Origin of the sequence: Pseudomonas sp. NPDC088429 (assembly GCF_044753305.1) — a bacterium.
Lineage (GTDB): Bacteria > Pseudomonadota > Gammaproteobacteria > Pseudomonadales > Pseudomonadaceae > Aquipseudomonas > Aquipseudomonas rustica.
On record NZ_JBIVMX010000097.1, the window covers coordinates 1 to 10815 of the forward strand.

General features: G+C 60.6%; 9 protein-coding genes. All 9 read right to left on the reverse strand.

Going from position 1 to position 10815, the window contains the following annotated elements; translation table 11 throughout:
- Positions 1-91: 91 nt before the first annotated feature.
- The gene (locus ACIP66_RS26900) at positions 92-652 is read right to left on the reverse strand and encodes a CvpA family protein (RefSeq protein ID WP_400652160.1); all 561 of its coding nucleotides are present in this window, start codon (positions 650-652) and stop codon (positions 92-94) included.
- A gap of 98 nt (positions 653-750) precedes the next feature.
- Entirely contained in the window at positions 751-1413 is a 663-nt protein-coding gene (locus ACIP66_RS26905) for an SPOR domain-containing protein (RefSeq protein WP_400652163.1), read from the reverse strand.
- On the reverse strand, positions 1397-2704 hold the full coding sequence (folC, locus tag ACIP66_RS26910) for a bifunctional tetrahydrofolate synthase/dihydrofolate synthase (RefSeq protein ID WP_400652164.1): 1308 nt from the start codon (positions 2702-2704) through the stop codon (positions 1397-1399). The genes ACIP66_RS26905 and folC overlap by 17 nt, the downstream gene beginning before the upstream one ends.
- Entirely contained in the window at positions 2701-3621 is a 921-nt protein-coding gene (gene accD / locus ACIP66_RS26915) for an acetyl-CoA carboxylase, carboxyltransferase subunit beta (protein ID WP_008083214.1), read from the reverse strand. Before accD ends, folC begins: the two co-directional genes overlap by 4 nt.
- 366 nt (positions 3622-3987) lie before the next feature.
- Complete coding sequence (locus ACIP66_RS26920; RefSeq protein ID WP_400652167.1) at positions 3988-4608, reverse strand: phosphoribosylanthranilate isomerase; 621 nt, start codon at positions 4606-4608, stop codon at positions 3988-3990.
- Between the two features lie 65 nt (positions 4609-4673).
- Entirely contained in the window at positions 4674-5498 is an 825-nt protein-coding gene (gene truA, locus ACIP66_RS26925; RefSeq protein ID WP_077571926.1) for a tRNA pseudouridine(38-40) synthase TruA, read from the reverse strand.
- A 227-nt stretch (positions 5499-5725) separates the two neighbouring features.
- Entirely contained in the window at positions 5726-8392 is a 2667-nt protein-coding gene (locus tag ACIP66_RS26930; RefSeq protein WP_400652170.1) for a FimV/HubP family polar landmark protein, read from the reverse strand.
- 208 nt (positions 8393-8600) lie between these two features.
- Positions 8601-9611, reverse strand: coding sequence for an aspartate-semialdehyde dehydrogenase (locus tag ACIP66_RS26935; RefSeq protein WP_400652172.1), 1011 nt, complete (start codon positions 9609-9611; stop codon positions 8601-8603).
- Positions 9612-9855: 244 nt separating this feature from the next.
- Positions 9856-10815, reverse strand: a 960-nt coding sequence (gene asd, locus ACIP66_RS26940) for an aspartate-semialdehyde dehydrogenase (protein WP_400652176.1), incomplete at its 5' end; no start/stop codon positions are given.

Below are 10815 nucleotides of genomic sequence, written 5' to 3' on the forward strand. Positions count from 1 at the left end.
AGCGCCAGATTGACGTTCGACTTACCGACGATACCGACGATGCCACACATGCGACGCAACCCCAACTAAATCGATCAGAACTCAACAACACTCACTCAGGCGTTTTCGCCGACGGCAAGAGTTGCTCCTTGAACGGAATATCAGCGGGTACGCTGATTCCGCTGGCAAGCCACTGACTGCTCCACCCGAGGATCAGGTTTTTGGACCAGTCGGCGACCAATAGAAACTTGGGAACGAGTTGGGATTCTTTCCACCACCCGTCCTGCTGTACCGGCCCCAGGCTCAACAGCCCGATCGCCACGACCACCAGCAACACGCCACGCGCTGCGCCGAAGGCCATGCCGAGGAATCGATCGGTCCCGGATAATCCGGTGACGCGTACCAACTCGCCGATAAGATAATTGATCATTGCGCCCACGATCAGTGTGGCGACAAACATGATGGCACAGCCCGCGATCACGCGAGCCGATGGGGTTTCGATGTATCCGGCGAGGTACTCGGACAATGAACCACCGAACATCCAGGCGACGACTCCTGCGATGATCCAGGTCACCAGCGATAATGCTTCTTTGACGAAGCCGCGGCTCAAACTGATCAAAGCGGAGATGGCGATGATTGCAACGATCGCCCAGTCAACCCAGGTAAATGGCACAGTGCAGCCTACAGACGGATAAGGCGGCGCATTTTAGCAGAGCGCATGCCTCTCGGTAAGCTGCGATTGTCAGTGCATTTCAATCGAGGCGATAGTTTTTAACCGCGCTCAGGCTGGAAGCGCACGACAAAACCCTTGAGGTTCTGCTGACGGCTCAAAAGATCACGCAAACGATCGGCTTCAGCGCGCTCGATCAGCGGGCCGACAAACACCCGATTCTTGCCATCGGCCGTACGGATATAGGCGTTGTAACCCTGGCTGCGCAGGGTTTTCTGCAAGCTTTCAGCGCTGGCACGGCTCGACAGGCTAGCCAGTTGCACCGACCAGCTCACCGACAGACCGTTGGCATCGACGCGACTTTGCGTGGTGTCCGGCTTGCTCGCTGCGGCGCTCGGGCCGGCAGTAATCGGCTGAGCAGGCGCAGGAATCGGTTTTGAGGTTGGCGGCGGCGTTGTCGGTTTGACGATCTGCGCTGGCACTACCGGTGCGGCGGCGATCGGTGCCGAAGGCGCTTCTTGCTCGGCAACCTCTTCGTCCGTCGGCACAGGCTCTTGCGGCAAGGCTTGCGGTTCAGGCACGGCGACCGGCTCGACCTGCACTTGCGGCACGGTCGGGGCTTGCGGGGAAGCCGGTGCTTCCACGACAACCTGACGCTGTTCGTCCTGACGCGAAAACAGCATCGGCAGGAAAATCACCGCCAACGCCACCAGCACCAGAGCGCCCACCATGCGCTGCTTGTACGCTTTATCCAGCAAAGCCATTTGCCGCTTCCTCCGTGGAGTGCCGGGCCAACCATTCAAGGGCCTCGGCAACACAATAAAATGATCCGAACAACAGAATCTCGTCGTCGCTTGTCGCCACTGCGCATTGACCGTCCAGCGCGGCGGCGACACTGTCGTAAGACGTGACCGACGCACCAAGGTTCTGCAATGCCGCGTTTAATTCGGCCACCGGACGTGCGCGCGGCGAATCCAGCGGCGCGACAGCCCAATGCTCGACACTAGCATTCAATTCGCCGACAACACCATCCAGATCCTTGTCGGCCAACAAACCGAACACTGCCAGGCGCTTGCCGACCGGTGGCCGCGAGGCCAGCCGACGGGCCAGATACTCGGCCGCGTGCGGGTTATGCCCCACATCCAGCAACACATTGAGGCGTTTGCCGTTCCACTCGAACGAACGGCGATCCAGACGCCCGACCACGCGAGTCGCCTGCAAGGCGGCAATGATCTGCTCGGCATGCCACGGCAAACCGAGCAACAGATAAGCCTGCAACGCCAGCGCAGCGTTCTCCATCGGCAGATCGAGCAGCGGCAAGTCGCGCAATTCGACAGCCTGACCCTGCGCATCGGTACCGCGCCACTGCCAGTGCTGATCGGTGATACCGAGATCGAAATCACGCCCGCGCAGGAAGAACGGACAGGCCAGTTCGCGCGCCTTGTCGAGCAACGGTTGCGGAGGATTCAGATCGCCACACAAGGCAGGTTTGCCCTGACGGAAAATCCCGGCCTTCTCGAAAGCCACGGATTCGCGGGTGTCGCCCAGATAATCGGCGTGATCGACGCCAATACTGGTGACCAGCGCGATGTCGGCATCGACTACGTTGACCGTGTCCAGACGCCCGCCCAGCCCAACTTCGAGCACCACAGCGTCGAGTTTTGCCTGTTGAAACAGCCAGAACGCCGCGAGGGTGCCCATTTCGAAGTAGGTCAGGGAAGTGTCGCCGCGCCCGGCCTCAACCGCAGCAAAGGCTTCGCACAGCTGTGCGTCAGTGGCTTCGACGCCATTGAGCTGCACCCGCTCGTTGTAACGCAGCAGGTGCGGAGAATTGTAGACACCGACGCTCAGGCCCTGCGCACGCAGCAATGAAGCCACGAATGCGCAGGTCGAACCTTTGCCGTTGGTGCCGGTGACCGTAATCACCCGAGGCGCCGGCTGGCCCAGCCCCATGCGGGACGCTACCTGTTGCGAACGCTCCAGACCCATGTCGATGGCCGACGGATGCAACTGCTCAAGGTAGGCGAGCCATTCGCCAAGGGTGCGCTCGGTCATAGGCCAGCAGGTACCGGTGGAACCACGATCGGCTCGATTGGCGCGGCGACGAATTTCGGCGTCGGCTTGCCAGTCATTTGTGCCAACAGGTTACCCAGACGCGGGCGCAGTTCCTGACGGTGGATGATCATGTCGATCGCGCCGTGTTCCAGCAGGAATTCGCTGCGCTGGAAGCCTTCCGGCAGTTTTTCACGCACGGTTTGTTCGATAACGCGCGGGCCGGCAAAGCCGATCAGGGCTTTTGGTTCACCGACGATCACATCGCCGAGCATCGCCAGACTCGCGGAAACACCGCCGTAGACCGGGTCGGTCAGGACGGAGATGAACGGAATGCCTTCTTCACGCAGACGCGCCAGCACAGCCGAGGTCTTGGCCATCTGCATCAGCGAGATCAGTGCTTCCTGCATGCGCGCACCGCCGGAAGCGGCGAAGCAGATCATCGGGCAACGGTTTTCCAGCGCATAGTTGGCAGCACGTACGAAACGCTCACCAACGATGGCGCCCATGGAACCGCCCATGAAGCTGAATTCAAACGCCGAAACCACCACCGGCATGCCCAGCAGGGTGCCGCTGACCGAGATCAGCGCGTCTTTCTCGCCGGTCTGCTTTTGCGCAGCCACCAGGCGATCCTTGTACTTCTTGCCGTCGCGGAATTTCAGACGGTCAACCGGCTCCAGATCGGCGCCCAGTTCATTGCGACCTTCGGCATCGAGGAAGATGTCGATGCGCGCACGTGCGCCGATGCGCATGTGGTGGTTGCACTTGGGGCAAACGTCCAGGGTCTTTTCCAGCTCCGGACGATACAGCACAGCCTCGCAAGACGGGCATTTGTGCCAAAGACCTTCAGGCACCGAGCTCTTCTTGACCTCGGAACGCATGATCGAAGGGATCAGTTTGTCTACTAACCAGTTGCTCATGCTTTCTTTCTCCAGTACCGGCGGCCCGAACCTTTCGATTCGCAACCCCGCGTATGCCCTTGAGCTAAATTCATGTGTGCGGCGATGGTTGGTGAACCGCCACGGTCAGCGCGAAACATGACCTGCGTGCAATCCGGACAACCCTCAGCCACGCTTGCTTTGTGCAAGTGCATTGATGGACGGCGGCAGACTGCCAGCCGTCACATCAATATCGGCACCGCCACTCTGTAAGAACTAGTAGGAACTTGTAGGAGCTGACGAGTGCAACGAGGCTGCGATCCTTTGATCTTGTTTTTTACGATCAAAAGATCGCAGCCTCGTTGCACTCGTCAGCTCCTACAGGCTCCTACAGGTTCCTGCTGGTTCCTATTTCTCTTTTACTGACTTGATAAATGCGCGGATCTTTGCGTGATCCTTGATGCCCTTGCTCGCCTCTACCCCGCCGCTGACGTCTACGGCGTAGGGTTTTACCTGGGCCACGGCGCCCGCGACGTTTTCCGGGGTCAGGCCGCCGGCCAGAATCAACGGCTTGCTCAAACCTTGCGGAATCAAAGACCAGTCGAACGCCTCGCCGGTTCCGCCAGGCACGCCTTCAACATAGGTGTCGAGCAACACACCGCTGGCGCTTGGGTAGGCATCTACAGCCGCAGCGATGTCGTCGCCAGCCTTTACCCGCAACGCTTTGATGTACGGGCGATGCCAGCCTTCACAGTCTTCAGCGACTTCATCACCGTGGAACTGCAGCAGATCCAGCGGCACCGCATCGAGGATTTCCCCCAACTCGCAGCGGCTGGCGTTAACGAACAGGCCCACGGTGGTCACGAACGGCGGCAACGCCTTGATGATCGCCCGCGCCTGTTGCACGGACACTGCGCGCGGGCTCTTGGCGTAAAACACGAATCCGATCGCATCCGCCCCGGCCTCAACGGCGGCCAGCGCATCTTCTATGCGGGTAATCCCGCAGATCTTGCTGCGAACGGCTGACATGTCGAGAAAAACTCCAAGGCAAAATCCGGGAAAGTCCCGGATGGTAACAAAAGCGTTCGAGGGCGTCAGCCGTCAAGTTCCGAGAATCCCGTAAGGAAATGTGGACCGATAAAACGCTCGGGCAACGGGAATTCATCGTGGTACTCAACCTGCACCAGATACAGGCCGTACGGATGCGCTGTCACCCCGCCGGAGCGGCGTTCACGGCTTTCCAGCACTTCCTTCATCCACTCGACCGGCCGCTCGCCCGCACCGATGGTCATCAGGACGCCAGCGATGTTGCGCACCATGTGATGCAGGAAGGCGTTGGCGCGGATGTCGAGGACGATCATCTTGCCGTGGCGGGTGACGCGCAGGTGATGCATCTTCTTGATTGGCGACTTGGCCTGGCACTGACCGGCACGGAACGCGCTGAAATCATGGGTGCCGATCAGGTGCTGCGCGGCCTCGGCCATGCGCTCGACGTCGAGCGGACGATGGTTCCAGGTGATTTCTTCGTTGAGGTGCGCCGGACGGATCTGATCGTTGTAGATCACGTAGCGATAGCGCCGGGCGATGGCCTTGAACCGCGCATGGAAATGCGCCGGCATCACCCGCGCCCAACTGACGCTGATGTCGTGGGGCAGATTGATGTTGGCGCCCATGACCCAGGCTTTCAGCGAGCGATCGACCGTGGTATCGAAATGCACCACTTGTCCGCAGGCATGTACGCCAGCGTCGGTACGCCCGGCGCACTGCAAGGAAACCGGCGAGTTGGCGACTTTCGACAGGGCTTTTTCGAGCTCTTCCTGCACCGTGGCCACACCCGTCAACTGGCGCTGCCAGCCACTGTAGCGCGAGCCTTTGTATTCAACGCCCAGCGCAACGCGGTAAAAGCCGTCGGGGGCCATTTCGGCGACCGGGTTATCTATGTTTGCCAAGGTGGGACAGCCTGCTGTTTTTGCAAAGGCGGGCATTATAAGGCCTCAAGATCAAAAGATCGCAGCCTTCGGCAGCTCCTACACAGAAATCCGCATTCCCCCGTAGGAGCTGCCGAAGGCTGCGATCTTTTGATCTTGAAAACCCAAACAAAAACGGCAGCCTCTATGGGCTGCCGTTTCGTTTACCGCTGGACTGATTACAAGCTCGACAGCATGTCCTTGGCCTCGCCCCGCTGCTTCTCGTCACCCTCGGTCAACACTTCGTTGAGGATGTCGCGCGCGCCGTCGCTGTCGCCCATGTCGATGTAGGCCTGAGCCAGATCGAGTTTGGTCGCCGCTTCGTCGGTGCCGGAGAGGAAGTCGAAATCGTCTTCGCCCAGATCAGCGTCCAGCGCCGCATCCGCCTCAGTAAACGTCGGCTCGGCGATGTTCTGCGACAGACGATCCAGTTCAGCGTTGACGTCATCCAACTCCGCCGCGAACGCGTCAGGCTCGGCCGGTGGATTGGAATCCATCTCGTCCGCCAGCGACAGATCGAAATCGGCCGGCAGCTCCAGATCGTCCTGCGGTACGTCAGCCACGACGGGCGGCTCAACCGGCGACAGGTCTTTCACGCCATCGTCCAGATCCAACAGGAAGTCGTCTTCGGCCAGAGTGGCTGGCGATGGTTCGGCGCCGAGATCCAGATCCAGATCGAAGTCCGACAGGTCGTCGAGGTTTTCTTTGATGTCGGTCTGCTGTTGCAGCACCGATTCAAAGCTCAGATCGTCATCCGCCGGGAATTCGTCGAGTTCGGCCAGTGCTTCCGGCGCTTGCGGCTCAACAACAGGCGCAGGCTCGATCGGCGTGATGTTGTCGAGATCGTCCAGGCTCAGGTCAAACGCGCTGTCGAGATCATCTTCCGCCGGTGCCGGGGCAGCAGCAGGTGCTTCCGGCTCATCCAGCAGCAAGTCTTTGACGTATTGCGCGTCCAGTTCGGCAGCAACAGCGGCAGCGGCCAAGCCACCGGCAGCGACAAGGGCCATGGCCGGGAAGCGGCTTTTCAGCTCTTCGACCTTGGCGAAGTTATCGCCATTGGCCACCAGTTGACGCTCCTGAGCAACGAACGCATCGCGATCGCCCTGCTGACCGTAGACTTCCATCAGTTTCAGACGCAGATCACTGCGCTGCGGCTCGAGGCTGACGCCCTCCTCCAACAACGCAGCAGCCTGATTCAGGCGACCGGCGTTGATGTGCGATTGCGCTTTGTCGAGCACGTCATCGGAGCGCTCGGCGGCTGGAGAAACCAGCGGCGCCGCAATCGGCGTGGCCATGACCACTGGCGCAACGACCGCTGCCGGCGCAGGCGTTGGCGCCGGAGCCGGGGTATTGAGTGTGACGCTGGCGGCTGGTGTTTCCAGACCTTCGAAGCTGCTTTCCGGCAGATCCTGTTCAGCGGAGAACTCTTGTTCTTCGGACAAGGCACGCGCCATGCGCATGTGTTTCTCGGCTTCCTGCTGAGCTTTGCGGCGACGCGCCAGCAGCAACAGCAGGAGCAGCAGAACCACCGCACCGCCACCGATCAGCCCCAACAGAACAGGGTTGGTCAGCAGCTCATTGAAGGTTTTCTCGTCATCGACAACCGGTTTTGGCTCGGCAGTCGGCGCTACCGGCGCATCGACTGGCGGTGCAATCGCCGATTCCGGGGTTGGCGACGCGGCCGCTTCTGCCGGAGTTGCAGGCGGTGTCGCGGCCAACTCGGCGGTAATCGCAGGCACCGCAGGCACCACTGGATTTGCAGCGTTAGCGGCTGGTGCAGCGCCCGAGCCTTCAGCCTGCAGCTTCGCCAGTTGATTGTTCTTCAGCTCGATCAGTTTTTGCAGCTTGTCCATCTGACTTTGCAGATCGGACACGCGGCTCTTCAATTCCTCGTTGTCGCGACGGGTCGTGTCGAGGCTTTCCTGCGTGACCGCCAGTTTGTTGCTCAGCGCCTTGGCATCGCCGGCCGGGCCCTTGCCGCGCGCCTTGGCGCTTTCGGCAGACACCAGGCTCAGATTGTCGCTGGTATTTGGCGCAGCGCCGCTATTGCCACGACCACGATTGGTCGCATCCAGCTGCTGCTGGCCAGTGCCAGGCTTGGCCACGTAACGACGGCCCGAGCGCCAGGCATCGTTCTGCGCAGCGACTTCTGCAATGGCGGCGGCTTGTGGCAGCGCGGTGCTTTGTGTCGAATCCGGCAGACGCAGCACCTGACCGGTTTTCAAGCGGTTGATGTTGCCACCGATAAAGGCGTCCGGGTTCAGCGCCTGAATCGCCAGCATGGTCTGCTGCACCGAGCCGCCATTGCGCGCTTTCGCGGCGATTTCCCACAAGGTATCGCGGGCGGTCGTGGTGTATTGAGTCGAGTGCGTGGCGCCAGTGGTTGGCGCGGTGACGGTTTGCGACGGCGCCGGTTGCGCAGCGGCATCAGCCGTCTGCGGCGAGAACTTCGACGGATCGAGCAGTACGCTGTAGTCGCGCAGCAGACGGCCGTTCGGCCACATCACCTGCACGAGGAATTTCACCATCGGCTCGGACAGCGGCTTGCTCGACGTCACGCGCAGTACGCTTTTACCACTGGCATTGAGCACTGGGGTAAACGTCAGGTCATTGAGGAAGGCCTGGCGATCAACGCCGGCCTTGGCAAAATCTTCGGGTGAAGCCAGGCTCGGCACCACTTCGGCAGCGGTGAGATCCTTGACGTCGAGCAGCTCGATTTCAGCCACCAGCGGCTGGTTCAGGGTCGACTTCAGGGTCAGCTCCCCGAGCCCGAGGGCATGCGCCATACCGGAGGACAGCGCCGAGGCGGCCGCTATTGCTAACACCAGTTTGCGAACTTGAACCATAGCCTCATCCTTTGTTTGAACGTTCCTCGGCCAGCGAGAAGATATTGATTGTCGCTGCCGTAAGGCATTGCGCGCGACGACGACAGATGTCGCGCGCGATCATTTCTTTGATGCCCCGGAAAGTCCCGGAGGGTGACACGTTTTCAACTGCTCCGGGCAAGCATAGCGCTCACCTAGAATCAGTCGACAAATTGTTGCCAAGTATCTTTTACAGCAGGTCTTTTATCAACAATTCAGCTACCTGCACAGCGTTAAGGGCCGCGCCTTTGCGTACGTTATCTGACGTCAGCCACAGATTAAGTTCCGCCGGGTCGTCGACACCGCTGCGCACGCGCCCGACATAGACCACGTCCTGCCCTACTGCATCACCGACCGCAGTCGGATAATCACCGGCCTCAACCAGCTCGATCCCCGGCGCCGCTTCGAGCGCCGCGTTGACCTTTTTCAGGTCGACGGCCTTCTTCGACTGCAAGGTCACGCTAAAGCTATCGCCAAAAAACACCGGGGCTTGAACGCAAGTTGCGGAAATCTTCAATAAAGGTTGCGCCAGCACTTGGCGCAGCTCGCGCACCAGACGTTTTTCCAGCAGCGTGTGCCCGTTCGCGTCCGGCGTGCCGACCTGAGCCAGCAGGTTGAACGCTACCTGCCGGTCAAAAAAGGTTGGCTCCAGCGGGCGCATGTTCAGCAGCTCGGCGGTTTGCCGCGCCAGCTCAGTCACCGCTTCGCGACCTTGCGCGGACATCGCCAGACTGGCGCTGACATTGACGTATTGCAGATCGATCAGATCGAGCAACGGCGTCAATACCACCGCGAGCGTGGTGGCTGACGGGCTAGGGCTGCTGACCTGGAACGGCGCTTTCAGATTGGCGAGTACAGCGGCGTTGGCTTCCGGCACCACTTGCGGCGCCTGATCGGCCGGCAAGGCGCCGGACAAGTCGATCAGCGAGCAACCAGCAGCGTGAGCGCGCGCCGCGTAACTCAGGGTGATGGCCGGGCCAGCGGCGAAAAACACCAGTTTGACCTTGCTGAAATCGAACTCGTCGACCTCACGCACGCGCACGTTTTTGTTACGGAACAGCACCGAGCTACCGGCGGATTCGCTGCTGGCCAGTAGGTGCAGGTTGCCGACCGGAAAGTCGCGCTCTTCGAGAATCTGTACGAGGGTTTCGCCGACAGTACCGGTGGCGCCGATTACGGCAATATCTAGGGTCTGGGTCATGGTGCGAGCCTCTGGCGAAACGGGGGGAGCGGCACTTTACCGGGTGACTGGCGCACAGGCAATTTCTGCCCACCCGGATCATTCCCACGCTCCGCGTGGGAATGCCGCATCGGACGCTCCGCGTTCGGCTTGTAAAGGGACGCGGAGCGTCCCGGGATGCATTCCCACGCAGAGCGTGGGAACGATCGGCATAAAAAAACCCGCACCTCTTTCAAGGCACGGGCTCTTTCATTGCTTCAAGCGATCAACGCTCGAGCAAAATCCGCAACATGCGACGCAGCGGTTCGGCGGCGCCCCACAGCAGTTGGTCGCCAACGGTGAACGCGCCGAGGAACTGCGAGCCCATGTTGAGCTTGCGCAGACGGCCAACCGGCACATTCAAGGTGCCGGTAACCTTGGTCGGGCTCAGCTCCTGCATGCTGATATCGCGGTTGTTCGGTACCAGTTTGACCCAAGGGTTGTGCTGGCTGATCAGCCCTTCGATATCGGCGATCGGTACGTCTTTGTTCAGCTTGATGGTCAGCGCCTGGCTGTGGCAACGCATGGCGCCAATGCGCACGCAGATGCCGTCGACCGGGATCGGGCTCTTGAAGCGACCGAGGATCTTGTTGGTCTCGGCCTGAGCTTTCCACTCTTCACGGCTCTGGCCGTTCGGCAGTTCCTTGTCGATCCACGGGATCAGGCTGCCGGCCAGCGGTACGCCGAAGTTTTCGGTCGGGTACGCTTCGCTGCGCATGGCATCAGCAACGCGACGGTCGATGTCAAGGATCGCGCTGGCCGGATCGGCCAGTTGATCAGCGACAGCGGCGTGGGTCGCGCCCATTTGCTTGATCAGTTCACGCATGTTCTGCGCGCCGGCACCGGAGGCCGCTTGATAAGTCATGGCGCTCATCCACTCGACCAGACCGGCTTCGAACAGACCGCCCAGGCCCATCAGCATCAGGCTGACGGTGCAGTTGCCGCCGATGTAGTTCTTGGTGCCCGCATCGAGCTGCTGATCGATGACCTTGCGGTTCACCGGATCAAGAATGATGACCGCGTCATCGTTCATGCGCAGGCTCGAGGCCGCGTCGATCCAGTAACCCTGCCAACCGGCTTCGCGCAGTTTCGGGAACACTTCGCTGGTGTAGTCGCCGCCTTGGCAGGTCAGAATCACGTCGAGGGTCTTCAGCTCATCAATGCTGTAAGCGTAATTGAGAGGAGC

Excerpts from the sequence above, each read along its gene's own strand:
- ACIP66_RS26905 (WP_400652163.1), bottom strand. The coding sequence starts at position 1,413 with ATGGCTTTGCTGGATAAAGCGTACAAGCAGCGCATGGTGGGCGCTCTG.
- folC (WP_400652164.1), bottom strand. The coding sequence starts at position 2,704 with ATGACCGAGCGCACCCTTGGCGAATGGCTCGCCTACCTTGAGCAGTTG.
- accD (WP_008083214.1), bottom strand. The coding sequence starts at position 3,621 with ATGAGCAACTGGTTAGTAGACAAACTGATCCCTTCGATCATGCGTTCC.
- ACIP66_RS26920 (WP_400652167.1), bottom strand. The coding sequence starts at position 4,608 with ATGTCAGCCGTTCGCAGCAAGATCTGCGGGATTACCCGCATAGAAGAT.
- truA (WP_077571926.1), bottom strand. The coding sequence starts at position 5,498 with ATGGCCCCCGACGGCTTTTACCGCGTTGCGCTGGGCGTTGAATACAAA.
- ACIP66_RS26930 (WP_400652170.1), bottom strand. The coding sequence starts at position 8,392 with ATGGTTCAAGTTCGCAAACTGGTGTTAGCAATAGCGGCCGCCTCGGCG.
- ACIP66_RS26935 (WP_400652172.1), bottom strand. The coding sequence starts at position 9,611 with ATGACCCAGACCCTAGATATTGCCGTAATCGGCGCCACCGGTACTGTC.